The sequence below is a fragment of the Legionella sp. 227 genome, assembly GCF_043161935.1.
Classification (GTDB): Bacteria; Pseudomonadota; Gammaproteobacteria; order Legionellales; family Legionellaceae; genus Legionella; species Legionella sheltonii.
Genome location: NZ_CP171154.1, coordinates 3,521,893 through 3,546,315 on the forward strand (window position 1 = coordinate 3,521,893; position 24,423 = coordinate 3,546,315).

Sequence of the window (24,423 nt, forward strand, 5' to 3'; positions counted from 1 at the left end):
TTGGAGTATTGTAGCCTGGGTGCAGCGAACGGAAATTCACGTCATCCCAACTGGAACTAGGGATCTGCTATAGTAACACTCTGCTATAGCATGGAGATCCCTCGTTGCTCTCAGGATGGTGGCAAAAGTTTCCAGACTACGCTATCACCATGAGTCGCACACTGTTCTTTATCCAATATCACATACACAGGCTTAAGCTAAATTATCATGCAAATCAGACAACAATTGCTTGCCCAACAAGTACAAAAAAAAATTGCACCGCTCTACATAATTATTGGGCAGGATAATTACTTGTTAGAAGATTCTTTAATAACCATAAAATCAGCAATTAAAAAAAATTATAATTATGATGAAAAAATCATATCTATCCAATCAGTGGACGATTGGAGTATTGTAAAGGAAGAGGCGAACAGTTACTCCTTATTTTCAGAGACAGTACTCTTAAACATTTTCTATGATAAGAAATCAATAGATGCTACTGGAAAAAAAATTCTTTCTGAATACCTTAATTCGGTAAATTCCCGTTGCTTTATTGTTATTAGGGCACCCAATGTACCTGCGAAGCAATTGCAATGGTTATCTTCTCATGAGCAGGCCATTCTTACACTAGCCTACCCACTGAATTCAGAGGCAATCAAAAGTTGGATAGCCGTACAATTAAAGAAAAACTCAATGAGCTATGATCCTCAGGTTCCTGAATTAATTCATCAATACACTCAGGGAAATATGCTGGCTTGTTCCCAGGTTGTTGAAAAAATAGCCTTATCTTGTGCTCCCAACAGTAAGGTAGATACACAACAAGCTTTAGAGCATTTATCCAATCAATGCGATCATGATCTTTTTGAACTGGTTGATGCATGTCTGCTTGGCCAAAGCGATAAAGCGATTCAGATTTTACGTCATGCAGCAAATAATAAGACCGAAGCCACTTTAGTTCTGTGGATAATCAGTCAAGAAATACGCCTAATCATGCAATTGTCCTATTTAATGGAACAAAAAATTGATGCTCAAAGTGCTTGCACTCAACTTAAAATTTGGCCTCAGCGCGTTAATCTTTATAAAGCATGTTCTAATCGACTCAATAAGACCATGTTACAACAACTTCATCGCTACTGTTATTCCATAGACGAACGAATTAAATCAAATCTCAATACTCTAGTATGGAGTTCTCTTGAAAATGCTGCTCTATCACTCTGTCTGGGAAATTTAACAGGTGACGTATGCACAGCATAGCTATTTTGGGAGGTACATTTGATCCGATACATAATGGTCATTTACAGGCCAGCATGACAATCCAAAAGCATTTTAATTTTGATTCCTATATTTTTCTTCCTTGTAAAACACCAACGATAAAGCCCCCTACTCTCGCCAATAATAATCAAAGAATAGAAATGATTAAATTGGCTATAAAAAAAATACCTTACTTTAGACTCGATTTACGTGAAGTAGAACGAGATACTCCATCCTATATGGTTGAAACATTGAAAAGCTTCCGGACGGAATATTCTAACTCATCCATAACGTTAATTATTGGCTATGATGCTTTTATCTCATTACCCAATTGGTATCAATGGGAGAAAATTATTACTTTAGCTAACTTATTGGTAATCAATCGAACTGAGTTTTCCAATCAACCCATTCCGGTAATCATGAAAAAATTTTTGGAACAGTATGAAGTTAAAAACCAACATGACCTTTTAAGCACTCATGCTGGAAGAGTTTTTTTATTTGATGCGGGCCACTATGAAATTTCTTCCACGTCCATTCGTGAAGAAATAAAAAAGGGAGCTGATGTAAAAAACAAGCTCCCTGAAGCAGTCTATGAATACATTAAGTCTCAGGGACTATATCAATCAGCTTAAAGGACTCATTTACCGATACTGTCTGTTTGGCTTTATTTATAAGTCCTGGTAAATATCCAGAAATCCAGTTTATAACAGGTAACAGTTGATTATAAACCCTGGAAGTCTGAACATATTGATGATAAGGCAACGAGGTCATACTGAGCACTGCGAAGACAAGGGAAAGAATAAGAACCCCGCGAGCAAAACCAAACATTCCACCTAAAACTTTATCCATAGCCCCCAGGCCACTACCCCTTAAAAAGAGGCCCAGTATCGCATTAGCGATACCGCCTGTAATTAAAACACCAAGAACAATGATAACAAAACCAGCTATGCTACGAATGGAGGGATCTTGAATATAAGGTTGCAGATAAGGATTAAGTGCGTTTGAGTAGTTATAGCCTGCCCAAATAGCTAAAACCCATACTCCTAAGGCAATAAATTCTTTAATAAATCCTCTGAGTAAGCCGGTTATAGTGGATAAGCCAATTACTATTATTAAAATAATATCAACCCATTGTGCTTGCATTAGCTCACCCCGGTATTAACCACAAAGCCATTCAGCTGCATGGCACTTGCTAATTGATTTTTTAATTTCATGACGTCACTTTTAACCGGTGAATGTCCTGCATAGACTTTATAAATAGCCCCTTGTCTTCCATTAGTTTTGATATAGTTTGCTTTATAACCCTTGCTGCGTAATTTATTAACTAAAGCTTGGGCATTATTCAATTGTGAAAACGAAGCCAATTGAACTGCATAAATATCTTTCTTATTTAAACGGGTGGTATTTGCCTTTGCTACATTGGGTTTATTTTTCGGCTGTACTTGTACTCGTGCAACAGGCCGAACCGGTTTACTAGGCACGGGTTTGACTTGTTTTTTAACTACATTATTTGCTGCATTACTCAATGCCAGTTCAATTGGTTTTGCTATTGAATCCACTTTAGGGGTCGATGCGACCTTAGGCATTGACGCTGCTTTGGCAACAGGAACAGCAGCATCCACAGCTGCATTATCAGCAACTTGAATGGATTGAATAAAATCTTCTTTACCAAGATCGGAGCCTTTTTTCCCTAAATCAGGAGTTTCAATCTTAGCCACTTTTATGGTTTTAAACATCTCCTTTTCATTTGTCATTACGACATTAGGAGTTGTTGGTTTGGGGGGTAACTGCACATTAACACTAAAATTATTTTCAAGACGTTGGCTCGACTTCTTCATCATCGCAGGTAGGAAAATTGCTCCTAATGATAAAACAACAGCCACACCAACTAAACGATGCTTTAGCTTCTCATCAATTACTAATTTCATTGAATCTCCTATTAGCCATAACATGACTCACAGTAAAAAAAGACCCGTAAACAACAATTAAGTCACCAGGTTTAGCTTGCTTCAATGCAGTTTCAAAAGCTACAAGTGGATTATTATAACAAATATCCACAGGAATTTCTGCATCCTTAAAAAATGTAAGTAACAAATCCGCACTGGCAGCACGTTTGCCATCCAATTGTGCAGGATACCAACAATCAACGCAATCCTTTAATGGTCGAATCAAACCCAAAATATCTTTATCTTTTAAAGCTGAGAATACCGCATGTACTTTTGCTTTTTTTAATGTGCATACAGTATCTGCTAGCAATTTTACAGATTGAGGATTATGAGACACATCAAATAAAGTACTCACGGTGTCCTTATGCAATTGCAAACGTCCAGGAATAAAAATACGCTGCATCGCAACTTGAAAATGGCTATGCGTCACTGGCAAATCATGTGATAGCAACAGACAGGCAGTAATTGCAGCTGCTGCTGATTTCAATTGTATTGAAGGTTTAGGCAATCCAGAAACAGAAGCGAGTTTAAGTTGTTCATTAAAATGAAGACTCCAGACAGACTCTTGTTCTTGAATCGAAAATTCTTGTCCAAGAAAATAAGCAGGTGCAGAAAGTTGCATCCCGACATCAATGATTGAGTCAGGTGGACTAATATCCGCATAAATAAACGGTTTACCAGTGCGGAGTATCCCTGCCTTCTCATAACCAATCGCGTCAAGCGTAGTACCTAAATAATCTTGATGGTCAAAATCGATTGTAGTAATGATGGACAATTCTGCATCAACAATATTCGTAGCATCCAAGCGCCCCCCTAATCCAACTTCAAGAATTACAACATCCAAGTCCATTTTTTTGAAATACCACAATGCAGCCAAAGTAGTCATTTCAAAGTAAGTTAGAAGAACTTCTCCACGAAGTTCTTCAATAACACTAAAAGCCTGACATAAATCATCATCAGAAATGGGAGTTAAATTAACACGAATACGTTCATTAAATTGAATAAGATGAGGTGAGGTATAGGCACCTACCTTATATCCTGCAACATGATAAATTGTTTCAAGAGATGTTACCGTTGAACCTTTTCCATTAGTCCCAGCAACAGTAATCACTGGACAACCTGGAAGTTGCAGGCTTAATTTTTGCGCAACTTCCATAATACGTTTTAAACCAAGTTGTATCTCTTGTGTATTTCTAGTTTCTAAATCATATAACCACTCGTCGATAGATTTCTTTTGAAACACTGTAAGGGGTCTAATATGAGATAGCTTTGGCAACTGAATCACCTGCGCCTTTGCGCGTTAATTTAGATATCAACTCTGCAACAACTGGACGGATATCTTTCCGTTCAAGAATCATGTCAATATGTCCATGTTCTAACAAGAACTCACTTCGCTGAAACCCTTCAGGTAATGTTTGTCTTACGGTCTGCTCAATAACCCTTGGGCCAGCAAAACCAATTAATGCATTCGGTTCAGCAATGATCACGTCACCAAGACTTGCAAAACTTGCAGAAACCCCTCCCATTGTTGGATCAGTTAGAACCACAATAAAAGGTAATCCAAGCTCTGCAAATTTTGCCAGAGCAGCTGAAGTTTTAGCCATTTGCATTAAAGAAAAAAGTCCTTCTTGCATTCGTGCGCCACCGCTTGCAGTAAAGCAAACATAGGGTCTTTGTTCTGCTGTTGCTACTTGAATTGCACGAACAAATTTCTCCCCTACTGTAGCCCCCATGGAGCCCCCCATAAAATTGAACTCAAAAGAACCAACAACAACAGGCTGCTGCAACAAGGTTCCTTTGACAATTATCAAAGCTTCTTTCTCACCAGTTGCTTTTTGAGCTTGTGAAATTCTATCTTTATATTTTTTCGAATCCCTAAATTTTAAGCGGTCTTGTGGTTCCAATGATGCGGCGATTTCTTCTTGGCCACCCTCATCGAGGAATTGTTGGATTCGGACACGTGCGGAAATCCTGTGATGAAAGTTACAGGATGGGCAGACCATTAAATTTCTTTCTAATTCAGTACTATAGAGAACTTCATTGCAACCTGAACATTTAAGCCATAAACCCTCAGGAACTCCTTTTTTTTGGGAAGAGTCAGTACTCACTCTTGAAGGCAATAATTTTTTAAACCAACTCATAATTGGAACCTAATATTATAGAATCACAATATTATACACAGAAAAAAATATTCTTAAATCCATATCAAGTATGCCTGCTTCTTTTCTTAAAAAAATGGGTGGTGGATGGCCTATTATCAAGGTTACCTCTTCAAATCGCTCTGGGAACAACAAAACAACTAGATAATAGAAACAAACACGAATTGAACAAAAATACAACTCATTCATTTTAATAAACAAATTTTCCATTTTTTTGAAAAAAAATAGGTATAAGCCTAAAGTTTTTTGCCTTGTGTCCGATAACCTTTTTGCGTACGGTGAATTTGCATGTAAAAAAGGAATTTGCCAAATAACAAATGTCCCAAACCAGGGATTCAGGTCTGAGGAGACTATAATTATGGCTCAAATTATTAATACCAACGTACCTTCGTTACTTGCGCAGCGTAACTTATCTAAATCCAGTAGTGCTATGGCTACTGCGATACAGAGATTATCATCTGGTCTAAAAATTAATAGTGCTAAAGATGATGCTGCAGGATTAGCAATTGCAACAAATATGACCTCACAAATCCGCGGTATGGATCAAGCTGTGAAAAATGCTAATGACGGTATTTCACTTGCTCAGGTAGCTGAAGGTGCGATGCAAGAATCAACTGACCTCTTACAACGCATGAGAGAGTTAGCACTTCAATCTGCAAACGGAACCTATAGCCAAGCAAACCGTGAAGCATTACAAAATGAAGTAAACAACCTTTTGAGTGAAATGGATGATATCGCTCACAACACCCAATTCAACGGCCAAACCATATTGAATGGATCATATACTAATGCTTCACTTCAAGTTGGTGCTAACTCTGGTGAAACAATCACATTTTCGATAAACAGTATTGCATCTGCAGATATAGGTCATATTGCTTATCAAACAGGAAGCACAGTAAGCGCCAGTGCTGCAAGTGATATTACTATTGCTCTTGGTTCTAGTGCAGCAGTGAGTATTGGTTCTTCTGCAAACTATGTTGGTGCAGCAAATGGGCAAGACAGCTCTTCAGCATTTGCTAAAGCAGCTGCCCTAAACGCAGCAGGCATCTCTGGGCTGACAGTAACTGCTTCAACAACTGGTAGCGCAACTGTTGGTGCGATCGGTGGTGCAGCCGGTGATACTTATAACCTGAGTATTAATGGTGTTAACATATTTATTAACCAAGACGTCTCTACTGCATTAAGCAACAACTCCCTTTTGGATGCAATCAATGCATCTAGCGAACAAACAGGTGTTGTGGCCACACTCAATGGTACAACTATGAGTTTAACTGCAGCAGATGGAAGAAATATCTCCGTTACAGAAAGTGGTACTGGATTCACTGCCGGTACTAATGGATTAAGCGTCACCGGTGGATCATTTGCCTCAACATTACGAGGAAATATCACTATGAGTGCTCCTGAAGCCATTACTGTGGGTGGAACAACAGCAGATATCGGTTTATCAAGTATTAGCTTGGATACTAATGGAGTTAATATAATCGATATTACTACTCAAGCTGGTGCAGAAAAAGCCATATTGAGAATTGGTGCTGCTTTGGACAGTATTACCACCAACCGTTCTTCATTAGGTGCTTTGCAAAACCGACTTGATGCAACAGTAAATAACCTGGAAAACGTATCCGATAATATGTCTGCTGCACGTAGCCGTATTCAAGATACTGATTATGCTGCAGAAATGGCTAATTTAACTAAGAACCAAATCCTGCAACAAGCTGGAACAGCCATGTTGGCTCAGGCAAATGCGATGCCACAATCTGTTCTATCCTTGTTAGGATAGTTGTAAAAAAAGAAGTAAAAACCGAAATGCGGCTTTGGCCGCTTTCGGCTTATTTGTATCCCAATGATTAATGGTACCAATCAAGGGAAAGGAGTAAAAAAATGACTATGGAATCGATTCCCCCAGCGAATAATAAATTGCTACAGACAGATTCAGTCAAACTAAAGGATAAAAACATTAAGCCTGTGACCAAATGTGCCACATCGGATCTCAATTTGGATACTGATTCGAAACAAGCTATCGATCATGCCACAGGTCTTCTGCAAACTATAGTCACTGACAAAATCTCGGATAAGATAATTCGCAAAATACCCTCAGACGAATATTTGCATTTACTAAACTTGCTTGATGGGATAATTAGTGGTTCTATAGATAAACATGTTTGATGCAATTTATGGATAAAGTAATTTCGCAGGAAATTACCCAACAGATAAGGGAATATTATGGGTCTATCAACTCCAGGTATTGGCTCAGGTTTAGACATTAAATCAATGGTTGAAGGCCTGGTAAAGGCTGATCTCATGCCATTACAATTAAAACATGATAAAAAATTTAATTCTGTTAATACCGAGTTGTCTGCTTTTGGACAATTAAAAAGTGCTATATCAACCTTTCAAGCAACACTTAATTCTCTATCTTTTATTAGCGAATTTAATCAAATGAATTGCCTAATTAATGAACCTGGATATGTCTCTGCATCCATCACTGGTACAGGGCAGGCAATTGAAGGCTTATATCAAATACAAGTCCAACAATTAGCTCAAGCACAAAGTCTCGCCAGTGGTTATTTCACCAACAGCAGTACGTCAGTGGGTAGTGGCAGTATGACCATTAACTTCGGAACATACAGTAATAACAATACAACGTTCACACAAAATACTGCAGCCTCCCCAGTAACAATTAATATTACTTCAGGAAACGACAGTCTTACTGCGATTTGCGATGCAATAAATGCCGCAAATGCAGGCGTAACAGCGTCCATTGTACAAGATAGTCTAGGTTCAAGATTAACCTTGACCTCAGCAGAGACAGGTGAAAATTACGCGATGCAAATTACCGGTAGCCTGGCTGCACTCAATTATGATCCTACAACAAATAATGTTCCTTTAACCCAAACTATGGCAGCTCAAAATAGCCTGGTAAAAATTAATGGATTACTACTAAACGAGAGCAGCAACCAAATTGAAGGTGCAATAACAGGCGTCACACTCGATCTACAACAAGCTGATCCAGCAACGACTATCACTTTAACTTTGGAAAAAGATGTAGAACATGCGAAGGGTTTAATTAATGATTTCGTCAAAAAATATAATGATTTTATGAAATTCCTAACCAACTTAACGGGTTTCGATATGGAGACCAGAAAAAAAGGGGTGCTGCAAGGCGACAGTAAACTTAGAGAATTGAAAACCAACCTATATAACTTGGCCACCACTCCATTAACTCCAGTTGGACCCATTCAAAGTCTCGCCGACTTGGGTATTACCACGGATAAGCATGGCTTATTAGAAATCGACCCAGAAATGTTGGATAAGGCTATCGATACTAATTATCAATCAATAGGTAATCTATTTGCAAAAAAAATTACAGCTACTGATCCAAACATCAAGATCAATTCCATGGATACTGAAGTCGCAGCAGGAGCATATGATGTCATATTAGGTGAATATATTCCTGGAGTGAGTATGTCAGGGACTATAGGTGGTATTTTAGCTAATTCAACAGATGGAATTACTCTAAATGGCACAGGGGATTACAGTACCTTATCGATTGATGTGCTCGCAGGACAAGCTGGAAATAGAGGCCAAATTATCATTAGTGATGGTTTAGCCTCGTTGATTGATGGCTATTTGGAGTCCTTAGTGGACGAAGATGGGGAAATTGAAGAAAGAATAGACCGATTAAATAGTCAGGCAAAACAATTAGATGAAATCCAAGAGCGCATTAATGAACGGAGCATTACTCTAGAAAAAAGATATTATAAACAATGGAACGCCGTGGATCTCTTAATTTCAGAGATGCAAAACACCAGCAATACGCTGACTCAAATCTTGTCGAACCTTCCCAAATTGAATAACAACAAATAAATTGGAGCATGATTAATGAAAAAACCTTATCAACAAGTTATAAATCAATATAAAACAATTGAACTACAAACTCGTATTGATGCTGCTTCTCCTCATGAATTAATTAATTTGTTGTTACAAGGTGCCCGAACTCATATTGCTACAGCACAAGGTAATATTGAACGCAAGGAAATACAAGAAAAGGGAGAGCATATCAGTAAAGCATTAAGCATCATTGAAGGTTTAAAAAACAGCTTAAACCGTGATCAAGGTGGGGAAATAGCAGATAACTTACTCCAGTTATATGGACATATCGAATTTTTGTTATTAAAAGCCAATCTTAATAATGACAAAGAACTATTAGCACAATCTAATTCATTGCTTGCGCAATTGCATGATGCGTGGCAAAAAGTTAGTCCTGCTCATCCAGAATCGGATTCATCACGCCCGTCTTGACAGATAATCAATGTAGCCATAAACAGCGCAGGGAAATTATCCCGAGCACAACGAGAAACTTTTCGTGTTGTAGCTATGGTGTTACGATGGGGAAAATACCCCTCGCTGTACTCAGGATGACGAGCGCTATCCACTCTCTTTTTTTCAAACAAGCGCCATCATTGGGCATTGAATCAACGCGTGTTTGTTCTCATTTCAATTAATTGTCAACTCACTGAAATAATTGAAAAAACTTTATTTTGAAAATTACTACAGATTTACAATTTTATGCTAGACTTTACCACGAGTGGTTGCAGTATATTCCACGTTTTGTTGTTTAATCATTAATCAAAGGAAGAATATTTAAATGGAACAATTAAAACATACCTTTTTAAAATCTACCCTTGCAATTGCCTTATTCGCATCAAGCTCCGCTTTTGCGGCTGGGGTTACAAGTGGACAACTCGTCATTATTAATGGCCTTGGCAATGTGGACTCTACTTCAGGCAACGCTGGAAGTACGGCTTCAAGTATTTCTGTTGTAGTATCAGACAGTACTGGACCATGCTCAACTACTGCAACCGTTGCTTATAATGGTACTGTAACTGTCAAATGGGCTGCTTCAAATACACACAGCTCAACTTCATGTACTGGTATTAGCTCTGTAGCAGTAACACCGCTTAAAACATCAATTGGAACTGTTTCAACAGTAGTTTATGACTCTGTAACCACAACAACAGTCCCTGCAACTACAGCAACAGCTACAACCTTTACGCCTCCAACAACTGCTTATGCTAACTTAGCACTTATTGTCACTGGAACTGGAACTCCAAGTTCTGCTGTTACAGCCTCTGCAACAGCCTGGGGTGTAGGTGCAGCATCTGCTCCAGTTTTTGACACAGCAAATGGTGCTCTAACTACTGTAGGTGTTCCCGGTGCTTCAGGTTCATATGGAATCAGAGCAGAGGAAATTATGAGACACTTTGCAATTCTACCCTTTCTAGGTTAGTAAATAATTAAAAACACAGATCCTCATATAAATTTTAGGTCAAAAGCTTCAGCTCAGTGGCTCAAGAATTTACGAGGATTTGTGTTTTATATAACCTCGCTGCTTTTCTAACATCTTGGCACCGATTTAATCATAAGTAACTTTTCCCTTTTTTTCACTTAGGATTATCCTTAGTATTCCTCCGTATAAACACTAGATCCATTTGCCCAATATTTTTTCTACTGAATTTATTCGCATCAAATAAAAGCTTATCTCATTTTAAAGTTATTTTTTAAAGTGCCGCTATAGAGAATACAATGACCCTAATTGAGATCATTTATGAAGAATATGATATCAATGACCGTCTCAATTGCTTTACTAACATTCAGTCAGCTCGCTCTTGCCTATACACGGTATGGTGAGACTTTATGCAATTCACCTGATTATTTCTGCATGAAAATAAAAAGTGGTGAAAGTTGGGAAAAACTATTTCCTAATGCCGAAGAACAAGATATGGTACGACGAATTAACCGCATGAATACTTCATTGCGTCCAGGAATGACCATCGCTGTACCCAAAAACATCGATCGACTAACAATTTATGACGTTTCTCCTTTTCCGAGATATATTGAATCTACAGGAGAAAAAGCAATTTATGTGAGTCAAAAAAAATTAGCTTGGGCTGCCTATGATCAAGATGGAGAGTTACTCTGGTGGGGGCCAATTTCATCGGGAATAGGAAAATGTCCTGGTGTCATAGGGGGGTGTAGTACCCCCACAGGTTCATTTCGAATTATTCGCAAACAAGATATAGACTGTGTGTCCACTGTGTTCCCAAGAAGAGCTGATGGTAACGACGGAGGGGCTTTAATGCCCTATTGCATGCATTTTTTTAGAGGCTATGCATTGCATGGAAGTTACGATGTACCAGGTTTCAGAGCAAGTCACGGTTGTGTCAGAATGTTTATTGAAGACGCACGTTGGCTTAATGAAGAGTTTATTGATCTTCCTGGTGATGGCATGAAAGGTACTCGTGTAGTAATTGAACCCCCTGATGACCCAAACGAACAGTAGACAAATAATAAACAAACTGTTAATATTTTATATGGTGAAATTTATATATTTGTGTGTTAACGTTGCCGGTTGACTTTGTAATTTAAAAAACTGCATTTACAAGTGACGCGAGGTTTTAATAATCTAACCCACGGAGCTATTCCCAGTTTTTATTCAAAATACATACTTCGCATACTCACAAAGTAAATTAGAGTACGCTATGGTCAGAAAAGTAAGGTGGAGTAAGCCTACAGATGAGCCTCTTTAAATTGAAGAATGCCTCAGAATACTTGACCAAAGTCAGACTCAACTCTTACTTTATGATTGAAGTAGTAGATACAAAATCAATTTCATATAAATGAATTTGGAGAATGATAAAAGCATGGAACAATACAATACACGGTCCGAATCAATAATTAGTTTTAGGATTCAATCGATAATGCCTTGGATGGTATGGGGCTTAGGTTGTTTATTTTATTTTTACGAATGTCTTTTACAAGTATCACCCAGCGTTATGAGTAATGAACTCATGAGGGATTTTGCAGTTACCAGCCAAACATTGGGAATTCTGTCGGGTGTCTATTTCTATTCCTATGCCGCAATGCAATTACCTGGCGGTGTATTAATGGACTATTTCGGTCCGCAACGATTATTAACCCTAGCTACTATTGTTTGTGCCGTAAGTACCATTGCCTTTGGTATGACCAATAACTTTTTTATGGCCTGTGTCGCCCGATTGATGATAGGTTTTGGTTCAGCCTTTGCAGCCGTAGGTACCATGAAACTCGCTGCAAATTGGTTTTCTTCACAACGCTTTGCCTTGCTTACAGGTCTTATGGTTACCATAGGAATGTTAGGAGCCATTGGTGGTGAAGCACCCTTAGCATTATTGATTGATGGTTTTGGTTGGCGTCAAAGCATGCTCATTATGGGCACCATTGGTCTTGTTCTTGCTGTCCTAATCAGTGTCATTGCTAAAGATACTCCTCAGAATCATGAAATCACTCATCATCATCCTATTGAGGAAGAACCTTTAATACCCAGCTTACTGTCGCTCATAAAAAATAAACAACTTTGGTTAGTTGCTTGCTATGGCGGCCTGATGTATATGGCAACCCCAGTTTTTTGCGGCCTATGGGGTGTTCCCTTCCTGATGACTAAAATGGAGATCACCAAGACGACCGCTGCAAATTATATTTCTTTAGTGTTTATCGGTTGGGCGATTGCTAGCCCCTTGTGGGGAATTTTTTCAAATCGCATTGGCTTACGCAAACCACCTATGTACATCGGATGCATCGGTGCACTTATTTGTTCTACGATTTTCATTTTTGCTCCAATCAGTAACGAAATATATATGGAACTGTTGTTGTTCGCATTTGGTATATTTTCCGCAGGTTTTTTACCTGCATTTACTGTAGCAAAAGAATTATGCAATAGAAAATATGTTGCTACGGGCTTAAGCTTTATGAACATGATGAATATGATAGGTATTGCACTGGCACAACCACTGATTGGTTTTATCCTTGATAGAATGTGGAAAGGTGAACTGAATGGGAATGTTCGGGTATATCCATTGGAAGCGTACTATACCGGACTTGCTATTCTTCCAATAGGAATGCTTATTGCTTTAATTATTTTACCAAAAATTAAAGAAACTTATTGCCAAAGTGTACATTAATGAAATAATACGACACTTCCTGGAATAAAGTAACCTGGGTACAGCAAAGCAGTCTTGTTATTTATTTTAAAATCCCATCTCCCGTTTCGGGTAAGGGTTAGGATTGAGGCTAATCCTAGTTATTCGCTCATCCGCCCTCTTGGGCCCCTTCTCCTCGTAGGAGGAGAAGGATAAACAAGACTGCTTTGCTACACTCAGATACATTTTTAAAGTAGATTTGATATGGCTAAAAAACTATACATCAAAACCAACGGCTGCCAGATGAATGAATACGATTCAACTAAGATGGCAGAAGTTTTGCTGCAATCACATGGCTTAGTTAAAACCGAACACGTTGAAGAAGCAGATGTGATATTACTCAACACATGCTCTATTCGTGAAAAAGCACAAGAGAAAGTTTTTTCTCAATTAGGACAATGGCGTGAATATAAAGCCAAAAATCCTCACGTAGTGATTGGTGTAGGTGGCTGTGTTGCGAGTCAAGAAGGTGAAGACATCATTAAAAGAGCTCCTTTTGTCGATATCGTTTTTGGCCCACAAACATTACACCGACTTCCAGCATTGCTCAATGCGCGCATGGAAAAGAAAAAGCCAGTAGTCGATATCAGTTTCCCAGAAATAGAAAAATTTGATCACCTACCCGCCCCGAGAGCTGAAGGTCCAACTGCATTTGTCTCGATTATGGAGGGTTGCAGTAAATACTGCAGTTTCTGTGTTGTCCCCTATACCCGTGGTACTGAAATTAGTCGTCCTTTTGATGATGTACTGGCTGAATGTTATCAATTAGCAACCCAAGGCGTGAGAGAAATCAATTTATTAGGACAAAATGTTAATGACTACCGTGGTATGATGGAAAATGGTGATGTCGCTGACTTGGCTCTTTTAATTCATTATCTTGCTGCTATAGAAGGGATAGGCAGAATTCGTTTTACAACGTCACATCCTTTGGCGTTCTCAGATAATTTAATTAATGCGTATGCAGAAGTACCGGAATTGGCTAATCATCTGCATCTACCGGTACAAAGTGGTTCTGATCGTATTTTAGGTTTAATGAAACGCGGTTATACCGCTTTGGAATTCAAATCCAAGATCAGGAAATTACGTAAGGTACGCCCGGATATTCGTTTATCTACCGACATCATTGTTGGTTTCCCAGGAGAAACAGATAAAGATTTCCAAGACACGATGGATTTGGTTCATGAAATTGGTTTTGATACCTCTTTTAGCTTTATCTATAGCCCAAGACCGGGTACTCCGGCAGCGAATTTGCCAGATGACACGCCTATGGAAGTGAAAAAACAAAGACTGCAGATATTGCAAAATAGACTGTTACTAAACGCTTCTCGTTACAGTCAATCGATGGTTGGAAGTACACAAAAAATATTAGTTACAGGTCATGCTAAAAAAGATTCCCAGCAGCTTTCCGGTCGTACTGAATGCAATCGAGTAGTGAATTTTGATGGTCCAGCCCATTTAATAGGCCAATTCGTCACTGTTCAAATCAATGAAGCATTACCTAATTCCTTACGAGGACGTCTCATTGAAGTTGAGATTGAAACAATTTGATGATTGAGCACATTCACCAACAATTAACTGTTCCACGCGAGTACCATAATCAACGTATTGATAGTGTACTCGCGCACTTAATTCCCGATTACTCGCGTTCACAAATCAGCAATTGGATTAAAAGCGGCGCAATAACACTCAATCATAAACCCTGTAAGCCTAAAGACAAAACTTTAGATGGTGATTTGATTGAGATCAATGTTGATTTCACTTTAATGGATAAAGATTTCAATCATTGTGCCCCTGAAGATATTCCTTTAAATATTGTTTATGAAGATGAAGACATTTTAGTACTCAACAAACCTGCAAACATGGTCGTTCATCCTGGAGCGGGAAATAAAGAACATACCTTGGTTAACGCCTTGTTACATCATGCCCCATCCTTACAGCACTTACCTAGAGCAGGCATTATTCATCGATTAGATAAAGATACAACGGGGCTGTTAATCGTAGCAAAAACATTACCTGCACATACTTCTTTAATCCGTCAAATGCAGGCTCGCGAGATTCAACGCCATTATATTACGTTAGTACAAGGCCATATTATTTCAGGCGGAACGATAGACACCGGCTTTGGACGACATCCACGGAATCGATTAAAAATGGCCGTGCAAGAGCAAGGCCGACAAGCAATAACTCATTACTCAGTAAAAAAACAATACCAGGATTTTACTTTACTGGATGTCAATCTAATGACTGGGCGAACTCATCAGATCAGGGTTCATTTGTCTTACATCAATCATCCTGTTGTTGGGGATTCGTTGTATGGAGGTCGAATGCGATTTCCAGCCCATGCATCAGAACAGTTACGAACTCTACTCCAAGATTTTAAACGACAGGCACTGCATGCACGTACGCTCTCATTGTATCATCCAAAAACAGAAAATGAGTTGACGTTTACAGCTCCAATACCTGATGACTTTCAATTTCTTCTTAACACATTGGACGAGCATTATGAAGAATAACCTAGCAAATTGGCCAGCGCCAAAGAATATTACTGCCTTAAGCACAACTCGTCTATTCGGGTATAGCCAGGCCCCCTATGACAGCAATAATATGGGCTTGCATGTGGGTGATAATGAACAACACGTGTTGCAAAACAGACAACAACTTGTGGAATTGTTGCACTTACCCGGCGAACCCCAATGGCTAAATCAAACGCATAGTACGCATTGTGTTATTGCTGAAGAGGATCCCAATAGAAATGCGGATGCCTCTATATCCCGATCCATGAATCATCCTTTAGCAATCCTTACCGCCGATTGTCTGCCCATAATGCTTTGTAACGTACAAGGTAATGAAATTGCCGCAATTCATGCTGGTTGGAAAGGATTAGCTCATGGTATTATCGAAAATACATTTGATAAAATGAACAGCTTGACATCCGATGTACTCGCCTGGATAGGACCATCAATTTGTCAAAACTGTTATGAAGTGGGTGAAGAAGTATACCAAACGTTTGCCGATAATTATCCTTTAAGTAAACAAGCATTCAAGCCTGTTAATGGAAAATGGTTGGCTAATTTACCTCTAATTGCTGAAATTATTTTGACTTCAAAGGGTGTAAAAGCAGTGTATCAGTCTGAATTATGCACTTTTGAGTTAAAAAATGAGTTGTATTCCTATCGAAGAGCATCACAAACAGGTAGAATAGCTACCTTAATCTGGTTTAATGATCAACCTCAGGACTAATAATTATGATAAAACATATCAAGTTCATTATAAGTACCCTGCTTCTTATAACAGCCTCATTCAGTTATGCGGCTAATGAAGCAGCCCCTACTCCTATGCCCAGTTTGGCCCCAGCATTGAAAAACATCATGCCAGCCATTGTAAATGTTGCAGTACAGGGCTATTTGCCTGCAAATACAACACCACCTGGCACTGATGATGAAGCGCAAAACAACAAAAAGCGCCAGCAACCCAATGCCGAAAAAGGACGTAAATTTGAAAGCATAGGTTCCGGTGTCATAGTGGATGCACAAAATGGGATCATTATTACGAATGATCACGTAATCCGTCATGCAGAACTGGTCACAATTACGTTGCAAGATGGTCGACGTTTAAAAGCAAAACTTATCGGCAGTGATAGCGAAACTGATTTAGCTATATTAAAAATTAATGCTACCAATTTAAAATCCTTACCTATAGGTGATTCAGATCAGCTGCAAGTGGGTGATTTTGTTGTTGCAATTGGTAATCCTTTTGGTTTAAACAGTTTTGGTAATAGTCAGTCTGCAACATTTGGTATTGTCAGTGCCTTAAAACGCAGTGATTTAAATATTGAAGGTGTAGAAAACTTTATTCAAACCGACGCTGCAATTAACCCTGGTAACTCTGGTGGTGCACTCGTTAATACAAAAGGAGAATTGATTGGGATTAATACTGCAATTCTTTCTCCTTATGGTGGTAATGTGGGAATTGGTTTCGCCATCCCCATTAACATGGCAAAAGATGTTGCCCAACAGATAATCAAATTTGGCTCAATTCATCGAGGTTTAATGGGCATATTTGTTCAACATTTAACTCCAGAGCTTGCTCATTCATTAGGATATCCTGAAGATTTTCAAGGTGCATTGGTATCACAAGTTAATCCAAACTCCCCTGCTGAACGTGCTGGTTTAAAATCAGGTGATATCATTACTCAAATTAACAACACAAAAATCACCCAGGCAACTCAGGTAAAGACTACCATTAGTCTATTGCGTGTCGGTTCCAATGTTAAAATGGTTGTTCAGCGTGATGGAAAGACAATCACACTGGATGCGGTCGTCACTGACATTAAATCCCATGAACAAAAAATGCAATCAGAAAATCCGTTCCTTTACGGACTGGCATTAAGAAACTTTGAGCAAGAGACACCACCTCATGGAAACGTCGTTGGCGTACAAGTTGTCGGTGCTTCAGAAACAAGTGCAGGATGGCGTGCTGGTTTAAGACCCGGAGACATCATTATCTCTGCAAATAAAGCTCCTGTTAAAGACGTTAAAACGTTACAACAAATTGCTCAACAGAAAAAACAAGAGTTATTGGTTCAAGTATTACGTGGACCAGGTGCTATGTATTTACTTATCATCTAACTTTCTCAAGACAATGTAGCCTGGGTGAAGCGCAGCTGAGCCCAGGACTTCACCATAAGTGTTCCTCAAATAATCTTTCCTGCTCAATAAGCTGATATAGAATGCACCTATTCTATTTGTTCTATTTTTTATAACCTGTCTATGTTATGGATACAGCTAACAAACCTAAGCACATATTTATTCCTTATTCTTTTGTTTTATAATCATTCAATTGCTTTTTTCGTACATAAGTTAATTTATGAAATAGAGTGATTAATAGAGGTAGATAATAGAAAAGCTTAGAGATAATATGAAAAAAATCCAAAAAAATAAGATAACAGTATTGACAATTTTCCATTAAAACGACAAAATCACGCGTCTTGTGGCTATGTAGCTCAGCCGGTTAGAGCGCGGCACTCATAATGCTGAGGTCGGTGGTTCGAGTCCACCCATAGCCACCATTAAATCAAATAGTTATGTAACGTTATCCTCTCCCCTTGCTGGCTAAGAATCAATAAATTAAAATTAACAATCCCTTTATTTCAAAGAAAAAATTAATAGCAAATACCAATTATCAGGTTATTTATTTAGAATTTATAAATGAGATAGCAAAGGAATAAGCAATGGCCTCCAAACAAAGTACTGTCGATTTTATCATGGATCAAACCGCAAAAGCTGGCTGTGTCTATGCGAAAAAGATGTTTGGCGAATATGCTATTTATTGCGATAACAAAGTAATTGCTTTAGTTTGTGATGATCAATTATTTGTTAAACCGACTCATGCGGGCAAGGCATTTATCAGTAACTATGAAGAAGGCATTCCCTATCCAGGTGCAAAACCCTATTTATTCATCTCTGCTGAACTATGGGATGAAAGCGAATGGTTGACCCATCTCTTTAAAATTACAACACTAGAAGTACCGATGTCTAAAAAGAAGCGCGTTATTAAAAAGTAACTTGTTAAATCGAATATTATGAATCATCGCGAATCACTCCATTTCAAGCCTTTATGTGAACATGATATCAACCGTCTTTACTTTTGGTTCCAAGAACCTATCATTAATCAATGGTATGCTCGGGGAACGACTTGGTCACTTGAGGCAATAAAAACGAAATACTTACCGAGAATTCATGGTCAAGATAATGTTCCTAGTTTTATAATTAACTTAGATAAACAAGCCATAGGCTTTATTCAATATTATTGTTTCAAAGATCATTTGCCTGAAGGTGTTTTGCATCCTAAAAATTCCTTATTTGATATATATCAACTGAATGAATTGGTCGGCTTGGATCTCTTTATTGCATCAAGTGATCTTCGCGGTAAAGGATTAGGTAGACAAATCTTAGATAGGTTTACAGAGAACCTGGCTAATACTTTTTGTGCTGCTGTCGTTGACCCTGAAATTAATAATTACCAAGCGATTCACTGTTATGAAAAGGCGGGATTTAAACCCACTAAGTATAGTGAGGATAAACATCATCTGCTTCTGCTGAAAACGTTACGCTAAGGGGCGATACAATATGAGTACACAACAAACAATCAATCCAGTGATACTGCAAAAAGTCACCCAAATGCTTCAACACGTTTTTATGGCAGAAATTGAAATTGATTCATTACAGTTTTTAAGTGAACCAGATCGTCGAAATATTGTGTTACGAATTATGCTGAACAGCAACATGAGCACCATCCCCAAAAGCATTATTTTCAAACAATCATTACCTGAGAACTCAGAGACAGATGACAAAGATGCCTATGCGCGATTTGCCCGCGACTGGGCCGGTCTGGAATTCGCCAATCAAATTCACCCAAGCATACATAATGTTCCACACTTTTATGGGGGTGATAAAGAACATCGATTTATTCTTATCGAAGATTTAGGAAAGCGGCATATAAGTTTAGTTGACACATTAACACTTCCGTATAGAGATAAGGCAATTCTGGCATTAAGACGTTTTATGAAAGCATTAGGAAGCTTCCATGCGGCAGGTTTTGCTAAGACAGCACGATACGAAGCTATTTTAAATCACATTCATGGGAGCGCCGAAACGCGGCAGGAAAATTTAGATTTCACTTGTACTGATTTAATCGAGAAACTACGTACAACGAATAAAAATCTCAATCTGACTTTAACTACAGAATGCATCAATGAGTCTACCTCGCTGATTGAATCATTACTTAAACCGGGTCCATTTACTGTTTTAACTCATGGGGATATTTGTCCCGATAATGTTTTCGACCATGAAGTAACGGGTGATTTACAACTGATTGATTTTGAATGGGCCTTTGTGCGCAATGCCCTATTGGATGGTACTTATCTTAGAATGAGCATGCCAACATGTTGGTGTGCTAAAGCGATCCCCGAGGATGCCATATCCCTTCTCGAGATTATTTATCGAGAGGAACTTAAACGAACTATCCCTGCGGCATCAGATGATTTGGCTTATGCTAAGGCTTATACTGAAGCCTGTGGTTTTTGGTTATTACAACAAACACTCCCTTTTCTTAATTCCACTCTAGAAAAAGACAGAGTGGGTCCTTCAGGCCCTACTCCAGAAAACTCATTATGGAATGGCGAAGAAAATTGGGTAAGACCAAGAGTTTTATCACGTTTGCAAGCATTTATTCATGTTGCATCCAGGAATAACTTATTACCTCATTTAAAACAAATGGCAGAGTGCATACTCTTTGAAATTAAAAAACATTGGACTGGTGCAAAACCCCTAGAATTTTATCCTGCCTTTAGAGCATCCGATCAAAAATTTTATATTAGACTTTTTGAACCAGGCGATGAAGCTGAGATCTACCAGCTTTTTTATGATACGGTCCACTATGTCAACTGCAAAGATTATACCCAAGAGCAACTGGATGCATGGGCCCCTAAAAATCCCAATTTGATTGAGTGGCAAAAATCTCTTACTAAAAACTATACCTTTGTCGCAATTAATATAGAAAGTGGCAAGATTGTTGGATTTTCAGACTTAGAAGAAAATGGTTATCTCAATCGCGGGTATGTGCATAAAGACTATCAAAATCAAGGGATTGGGAAAGCCTTACTAGAGGCTCGTGAGCATAAAGCATTGGCTTTAGGAATCCCAGAACTCTTCTCTGATGTCAGCATTACAGCGAAACCATTTTTTGATCATCGTGGTTACATTACGGAAGCAAGACAAACCAAAGAAATGTGTGGCACAAAATTTATAAATTATAGGATGATAAAAAAATTGACGCCAACAGCCAAATAATAAATAAGCTGGGTAAAAATACGACTCCAAAGTGGCTTTGTAGCATGAATCAAAAACAAAGATTATTAATAGATGCCTACGTTAGCAGCAATTAATATTACTGTACTCACATAGATAATTTATATTTATTCATTACCCTCATACTTATAAATTATCAACTAGTCATAGATACTTTGGATTGAATTTTTGGTATGTTTAAAGAGAAGTACATATTACGCTTAGTCTTAAAATTTAATTTTATATAGAAGAATAAAATATTATGGAACGGTTAAAAGCCTATTTTCTTAAAGACACTACACTGAGAACTGAAGTCATTGCGGGGATCACCACTTTTTTAACAATGGTTTACATTGCGTTCATTAACCCAAGCATCCTTCATGATGCAGGGATGGATCAAGGAGCCGTATTTACGGCCACATGCCTTATTACTGCCTTTGCTTGTCTTCTTGCTGGCCTATTTGCCAACACCCCCATTGGCATTGCCCCTGGTATGGCTTTAAATATCTTTTTTTCCTATACAGTAGTACAAGGAATGGGCATACCTTGGGAGCAAGCCTTGGCGATTGTATTTCTTTCCGGTGTTTTATTTTTTTTAATGTCGCTCACTAGTCTACGACGTCTTTTAATTGAAGCCATTCCCTACAATTTACAAATTGCTATCTTAATAGGGATAAGTCTGTTAATTGCGCTAATTACTTTAGAAAATAATCAAATTATAATCGCGGACAATCATAATTTAATGCGTCTTGGCGAAATCAATCGTCCTGAAACCGGATTATTTTTCTTAGGTTTTCTTCTGATACTCATTCTGGATTTTTTTCAAATACCTGGGGCTATTATCCTCGGAATACTCAGTATTACTGCTTTAAGTTTGTTAATGGGTTTATCTACCTGGCAAGGTTTAATTTCCATGCCCCCTTCCATGCAGGCTACTTTTTTAAAGCTTGATTTTTCCGGCCTCAATACTGTGCTCGCCATAAAAGCCACATTCACCTTTTTTTTAATTGCTGTATTTGATGCAACAGGCACATTAATCGGTTTATTGAATCCGTCTGTATTCAAACAACAAAAAAATTATGCGAAACGTCTTAGTAACTGTTTAACAGTGGATGCAGCCGCTTCTGCTGTGGCAGGGTTACTGGGTTCAGCGAGTACGTCTCCCTATATTGAATCTGCGGCAGGTATTGAAGCAGGCGGACGTGGTGGTATCACAGCAATCGTCATAGCAATCGGCTTTATCCTCATGCTCTTTTTCTCTCCTTTAGCGCGAATGATCCCTAATTTTGCTGTAGGTCCTGCGCTTCTTTATGTAGCGTGTTGTATGATGAAACACCTCACTGATATGAAATTACAGGATGTTAGTGAAACTGCTCCCTGTATGGTTACAATTATGATGATTCCCTTTACTGCATCGATTGCAGATGGAATTGGTGGAGGGATAATTCTTTATACGCTGTTAAAACTATTAACCCGACAAAAAATTAATTTTTTACTGTTTATATTGAGTATTGTATTTGTAATATTCTTCCTGGTTAGTTAAAACAGGTGGAATTCATTTTCCTGTATGTTTTGCAAAAATAATCACAAGGATATTTTTGTTATGTCCATAAAATGTTCTGTATTTATTGCTACCAGTGTTGATGGATTTATCTCACGCCATGATGGATCTATTGATTGGCTCATGAAAGTTAATTCTCTTGTACCCGAAGGTGAGGATGGTGGTTATAAATCCTTTATTGCGTCAGTTGATGGATTGATCATGGGCCGGCATTCTTTTGAACAAGTATTATCATTTGATGAATGGCCATATGGAACACTCCCAGTAATAGTCATGAGTAGTAAGGGAGTAAATATTCCTAAGCATCTGCAAAATTACGTTTCTTCATCGTCTGAATCTCCCACTGCCCTCGTTCAACGCTTAGCAAATCAAGGAATGAAACATCTTTATATTGATGGAGGAATCACTATTCAAAAATTCATTGCTGAGCATCTCATTGATGAATTAACAATTACATTGATTCCTGTTTTACTTGGTTCGGGTCGATCATTATTTGGTCCACTGAAAGAGGATGTCGAACTGGAACTTTTAGAGACAAAGAATATTGGCTGCGGTATTGTCCAATTGAAATACTGTATTCACAGCACTAACACGTTACATAATAAAACCTATTCAACTAAGGATGTTGACGGGACAGTCTCGTTCGTGTAGAAAAGTTTAGGGCCTGCTTATAATTCCTGGATTGTCCAAGACAGTAGAATTGTAAACAGACTCTATTGAGCTTGCTCTGCCATATCAGCTCAACTGAATTGTTGTATGTAATCACCAACTCACTCACCTGGAGATTCGCATGACTAAATTTTTCGATAGAAAAACAAGAACCTTATTCATTACCGGAGGAAAAACAAATGAAGCTGACTTATCAGAAAATCCGTTAGAGCAATTACCGGATTCTGATGAAATGCCTGCAGCTCTTGTACTTCGGAGACAAAACGCAGCATTATCACGATTTTTTGAACGACATTACATCAGTTCATCAGGAGAAGAACTCCATGGTAATTTTGATTTAAAGGATCAGAGCAATGCAGATCTCGTAGAAGTGATAGACACGATTTATTGTCCTTAATCCTTCCCTAGAATAGGATAGAGCCTTCTGCAAAATTAGGGTAGAAGGCAATGCCCTAAATCAGGTTAATGCCGTGATATTATTTAAAATTTGAATTGTTTGAAAAACATATACATTTACCAAACTCTCTGCATATAATGCGTTAAGATGATATTTAAAATGTACAATTAAGTGTTCATTATCATCTTAGGCGTCATTAATTCTTTATTTAATTAGGATGAAAAAATATGAATAATTCAAGAACGCACGGGCATCAGCAAAACGCACACCAACACAATCACCCATCCACAACACAACCACCACAAACTACAGTAGTTGTTACAAATCCCGTACACGCAAACCACCCTAATGGTTTCTTCGCTACTCATCACCATGTACATCATCCCTACCAACACCCACAACAGCATCAACATCAACATCATCAACACCAGCACCATGATTCACACACTCATACACATTACAATCCCTAGCAAAAATGAGGTCCCGGATAGCGTCATATGGTCCGGGACTAATAAGGTATTTAATCCAACTTTATTTATCCCAGAGGAAAATAAAAGAGTAACTCAACGTATTTCATTAATTTATTAACAATTAAG

24 protein-coding genes and 1 tRNA gene are annotated in these 24,423 nt (G+C 38.3%); 21 read left to right on the plus strand and 4 right to left on the minus strand.

Going from position 1 to position 24,423, the window contains the following annotated elements:
- The first annotated feature begins 207 nt into the window (after window positions 1-207).
- Both holA and nadD read left to right on the plus strand, forming a co-directional pair.
- Complete coding sequence (gene holA, locus ACF8MK_RS15320) at window positions 208-1,233, plus strand: DNA polymerase III subunit delta (protein ID WP_392537385.1); 1,026 nt, start codon at window positions 208-210, stop codon at window positions 1,231-1,233.
- Window positions 1,221-1,862, plus strand: a complete 642-nt coding sequence (nadD, locus tag ACF8MK_RS15325; RefSeq protein ID WP_392537386.1) for a nicotinate-nucleotide adenylyltransferase — start codon at window positions 1,221-1,223, stop codon at window positions 1,860-1,862. Before holA ends, nadD begins: the two co-directional genes overlap by 13 nt.
- Here nadD and ACF8MK_RS15330 read toward each other — a convergent pair.
- Genes ACF8MK_RS15330 through accD form a run of 4 tightly spaced genes read right to left on the minus strand, consistent with a single transcriptional unit; the run spans window position 1,831 to window position 5,317 of the window.
- Window positions 1,831-2,373, minus strand: a complete 543-nt coding sequence (locus tag ACF8MK_RS15330) for a CvpA family protein (protein WP_265702351.1) — start codon at window positions 2,371-2,373, stop codon at window positions 1,831-1,833. The genes nadD and ACF8MK_RS15330 overlap by 32 nt on opposite strands.
- Entirely contained in the window at window positions 2,373-3,158 is a 786-nt protein-coding gene (locus ACF8MK_RS15335) for an SPOR domain-containing protein (protein WP_392537387.1), read from the minus strand. Before ACF8MK_RS15335 ends, ACF8MK_RS15330 begins: the two co-directional genes overlap by 1 nt.
- Window positions 3,142-4,452, minus strand: coding sequence for a bifunctional tetrahydrofolate synthase/dihydrofolate synthase (gene folC / locus ACF8MK_RS15340; protein WP_392537388.1), 1,311 nt, complete (start codon window positions 4,450-4,452; stop codon window positions 3,142-3,144). Before folC ends, ACF8MK_RS15335 begins: the two co-directional genes overlap by 17 nt.
- Window positions 4,430-5,317, minus strand: coding sequence for an acetyl-CoA carboxylase, carboxyltransferase subunit beta (gene accD, locus ACF8MK_RS15345; protein ID WP_265702354.1), 888 nt, complete (start codon window positions 5,315-5,317; stop codon window positions 4,430-4,432). Before accD ends, folC begins: the two co-directional genes overlap by 23 nt.
- Window positions 5,318-5,693: 376 nt before the next feature.
- Between accD and ACF8MK_RS15350 the strand changes: the two genes are divergently transcribed.
- The 19 genes from ACF8MK_RS15350 (at window position 5,694) to ACF8MK_RS15440 (ending at window position 24,297) form a co-directional block, all read left to right on the plus strand.
- Complete coding sequence (locus ACF8MK_RS15350; protein ID WP_392537389.1) at window positions 5,694-7,115, plus strand: flagellin; 1,422 nt, start codon at window positions 5,694-5,696, stop codon at window positions 7,113-7,115.
- A 101-nt stretch (window positions 7,116-7,216) separates the two neighbouring features.
- Window positions 7,217-7,501, plus strand: a complete 285-nt coding sequence (locus ACF8MK_RS15355; RefSeq protein ID WP_058459256.1) for a flagellar protein FlaG — start codon at window positions 7,217-7,219, stop codon at window positions 7,499-7,501.
- A 57-nt stretch (window positions 7,502-7,558) separates the two neighbouring features.
- Window positions 7,559-9,202 (plus strand): flagellar filament capping protein FliD, encoded by a 1,644-nt coding sequence (fliD, locus tag ACF8MK_RS15360; protein ID WP_392537390.1) that lies wholly within the window; start codon window positions 7,559-7,561, stop codon window positions 9,200-9,202.
- Window positions 9,203-9,217: 15 nt separating this feature from the next.
- Window positions 9,218-9,637: a flagellar export chaperone FliS gene (fliS, locus tag ACF8MK_RS15365; RefSeq protein ID WP_265711739.1), complete on the plus strand. Its 420-nt coding sequence runs from the start codon at window positions 9,218-9,220 to the stop codon at window positions 9,635-9,637.
- Between the two features lie 346 nt (window positions 9,638-9,983).
- The gene (locus tag ACF8MK_RS15370; protein ID WP_392537391.1) at window positions 9,984-10,625 is read left to right on the plus strand and encodes a hypothetical protein; all 642 of its coding nucleotides are present in this window, start codon (window positions 9,984-9,986) and stop codon (window positions 10,623-10,625) included.
- A 318-nt stretch (window positions 10,626-10,943) separates the two neighbouring features.
- Entirely contained in the window at window positions 10,944-11,678 is a 735-nt protein-coding gene (locus ACF8MK_RS15375; protein WP_392537392.1) for a L,D-transpeptidase, read from the plus strand.
- Window positions 11,679-12,039: 361 nt separating this feature from the next.
- Complete coding sequence (locus ACF8MK_RS15380; protein ID WP_392537393.1) at window positions 12,040-13,335, plus strand: MFS transporter; 1,296 nt, start codon at window positions 12,040-12,042, stop codon at window positions 13,333-13,335.
- Between the two features lie 222 nt (window positions 13,336-13,557).
- Complete coding sequence (miaB, locus tag ACF8MK_RS15385; RefSeq protein ID WP_392537394.1) at window positions 13,558-14,901, plus strand: tRNA (N6-isopentenyl adenosine(37)-C2)-methylthiotransferase MiaB; 1,344 nt, start codon at window positions 13,558-13,560, stop codon at window positions 14,899-14,901.
- Entirely contained in the window at window positions 14,901-15,866 is a 966-nt protein-coding gene (rluD, locus tag ACF8MK_RS15390) for a 23S rRNA pseudouridine(1911/1915/1917) synthase RluD (protein ID WP_392537395.1), read from the plus strand. Before miaB ends, rluD begins: the two co-directional genes overlap by 1 nt.
- On the plus strand, window positions 15,856-16,593 hold the full coding sequence (gene pgeF / locus ACF8MK_RS15395) for a peptidoglycan editing factor PgeF (RefSeq protein ID WP_392537396.1): 738 nt from the start codon (window positions 15,856-15,858) through the stop codon (window positions 16,591-16,593). The genes rluD and pgeF overlap by 11 nt, the downstream gene beginning before the upstream one ends.
- A 5-nt stretch (window positions 16,594-16,598) precedes the next feature.
- A complete protein-coding gene (locus tag ACF8MK_RS15400; protein WP_265702367.1) occupies window positions 16,599-17,981 on the plus strand; it encodes a Do family serine endopeptidase in 1,383 nt (460 codons plus the stop codon).
- Between the two features lie 363 nt (window positions 17,982-18,344).
- Window positions 18,345-18,421: transfer RNA gene (locus ACF8MK_RS15405), tRNA-Met, on the plus strand.
- Window positions 18,422-18,583: 162 nt separating this feature from the next.
- Window positions 18,584-18,916, plus strand: coding sequence for a TfoX/Sxy family protein (locus ACF8MK_RS15410; protein WP_392537397.1), 333 nt, complete (start codon window positions 18,584-18,586; stop codon window positions 18,914-18,916).
- A gap of 18 nt (window positions 18,917-18,934) precedes the next feature.
- Complete coding sequence (locus tag ACF8MK_RS15415) at window positions 18,935-19,468, plus strand: GNAT family N-acetyltransferase (protein WP_392537398.1); 534 nt, start codon at window positions 18,935-18,937, stop codon at window positions 19,466-19,468.
- 13 nt (window positions 19,469-19,481) lie between these two features.
- Window positions 19,482-21,203, plus strand: coding sequence for a GNAT family N-acetyltransferase (locus tag ACF8MK_RS15420; protein WP_392537399.1), 1,722 nt, complete (start codon window positions 19,482-19,484; stop codon window positions 21,201-21,203).
- A gap of 259 nt (window positions 21,204-21,462) precedes the next feature.
- On the plus strand, window positions 21,463-22,743 hold the full coding sequence (locus ACF8MK_RS15425; protein WP_392537400.1) for an NCS2 family permease: 1,281 nt from the start codon (window positions 21,463-21,465) through the stop codon (window positions 22,741-22,743).
- A gap of 60 nt (window positions 22,744-22,803) precedes the next feature.
- Window positions 22,804-23,412 (plus strand): dihydrofolate reductase family protein, encoded by a 609-nt coding sequence (locus ACF8MK_RS15430; RefSeq protein ID WP_392537401.1) that lies wholly within the window; start codon window positions 22,804-22,806, stop codon window positions 23,410-23,412.
- Between the two features lie 139 nt (window positions 23,413-23,551).
- Window positions 23,552-23,827, plus strand: coding sequence for a hypothetical protein (locus ACF8MK_RS15435; RefSeq protein WP_392537402.1), 276 nt, complete (start codon window positions 23,552-23,554; stop codon window positions 23,825-23,827).
- 227 nt (window positions 23,828-24,054) lie between these two features.
- On the plus strand, window positions 24,055-24,297 hold the full coding sequence (locus tag ACF8MK_RS15440) for a hypothetical protein (RefSeq protein WP_392537403.1): 243 nt from the start codon (window positions 24,055-24,057) through the stop codon (window positions 24,295-24,297).
- The last annotated feature ends 126 nt before the right edge of the window (window positions 24,298-24,423 follow it).

Excerpts from the sequence above, each read along its gene's own strand:
- holA (WP_392537385.1), top strand. The coding sequence starts at position 208 with ATGCAAATCAGACAACAATTGCTTGCCCAACAAGTACAAAAAAAAATT.
- nadD (WP_392537386.1), top strand. The coding sequence starts at position 1,221 with ATGCACAGCATAGCTATTTTGGGAGGTACATTTGATCCGATACATAAT.
- ACF8MK_RS15330 (WP_265702351.1), bottom strand. The coding sequence starts at position 2,373 with ATGCAAGCACAATGGGTTGATATTATTTTAATAATAGTAATTGGCTTA.
- ACF8MK_RS15335 (WP_392537387.1), bottom strand. The coding sequence starts at position 3,158 with ATGAAATTAGTAATTGATGAGAAGCTAAAGCATCGTTTAGTTGGTGTG.
- accD (WP_265702354.1), bottom strand. The coding sequence starts at position 5,317 with ATGAGTTGGTTTAAAAAATTATTGCCTTCAAGAGTGAGTACTGACTCT.
- ACF8MK_RS15350 (WP_392537389.1), top strand. The coding sequence starts at position 5,694 with ATGGCTCAAATTATTAATACCAACGTACCTTCGTTACTTGCGCAGCGT.
- ACF8MK_RS15355 (WP_058459256.1), top strand. The coding sequence starts at position 7,217 with ATGACTATGGAATCGATTCCCCCAGCGAATAATAAATTGCTACAGACA.
- fliD (WP_392537390.1), top strand. The coding sequence starts at position 7,559 with ATGGGTCTATCAACTCCAGGTATTGGCTCAGGTTTAGACATTAAATCA.
- fliS (WP_265711739.1), top strand. The coding sequence starts at position 9,218 with ATGAAAAAACCTTATCAACAAGTTATAAATCAATATAAAACAATTGAA.
- ACF8MK_RS15370 (WP_392537391.1), top strand. The coding sequence starts at position 9,984 with ATGGAACAATTAAAACATACCTTTTTAAAATCTACCCTTGCAATTGCC.
- ACF8MK_RS15375 (WP_392537392.1), top strand. The coding sequence starts at position 10,944 with ATGAAGAATATGATATCAATGACCGTCTCAATTGCTTTACTAACATTC.
- ACF8MK_RS15380 (WP_392537393.1), top strand. The coding sequence starts at position 12,040 with ATGGAACAATACAATACACGGTCCGAATCAATAATTAGTTTTAGGATT.
- miaB (WP_392537394.1), top strand. The coding sequence starts at position 13,558 with ATGGCTAAAAAACTATACATCAAAACCAACGGCTGCCAGATGAATGAA.
- rluD (WP_392537395.1), top strand. The coding sequence starts at position 14,901 with ATGATTGAGCACATTCACCAACAATTAACTGTTCCACGCGAGTACCAT.
- pgeF (WP_392537396.1), top strand. The coding sequence starts at position 15,856 with ATGAAGAATAACCTAGCAAATTGGCCAGCGCCAAAGAATATTACTGCC.
- ACF8MK_RS15400 (WP_265702367.1), top strand. The coding sequence starts at position 16,599 with ATGATAAAACATATCAAGTTCATTATAAGTACCCTGCTTCTTATAACA.
- ACF8MK_RS15410 (WP_392537397.1), top strand. The coding sequence starts at position 18,584 with ATGGCCTCCAAACAAAGTACTGTCGATTTTATCATGGATCAAACCGCA.
- ACF8MK_RS15415 (WP_392537398.1), top strand. The coding sequence starts at position 18,935 with ATGAATCATCGCGAATCACTCCATTTCAAGCCTTTATGTGAACATGAT.
- ACF8MK_RS15420 (WP_392537399.1), top strand. The coding sequence starts at position 19,482 with ATGAGTACACAACAAACAATCAATCCAGTGATACTGCAAAAAGTCACC.
- ACF8MK_RS15425 (WP_392537400.1), top strand. The coding sequence starts at position 21,463 with ATGGAACGGTTAAAAGCCTATTTTCTTAAAGACACTACACTGAGAACT.
- ACF8MK_RS15430 (WP_392537401.1), top strand. The coding sequence starts at position 22,804 with ATGTCCATAAAATGTTCTGTATTTATTGCTACCAGTGTTGATGGATTT.
- ACF8MK_RS15435 (WP_392537402.1), top strand. The coding sequence starts at position 23,552 with ATGACTAAATTTTTCGATAGAAAAACAAGAACCTTATTCATTACCGGA.
- ACF8MK_RS15440 (WP_392537403.1), top strand. The coding sequence starts at position 24,055 with ATGAATAATTCAAGAACGCACGGGCATCAGCAAAACGCACACCAACAC.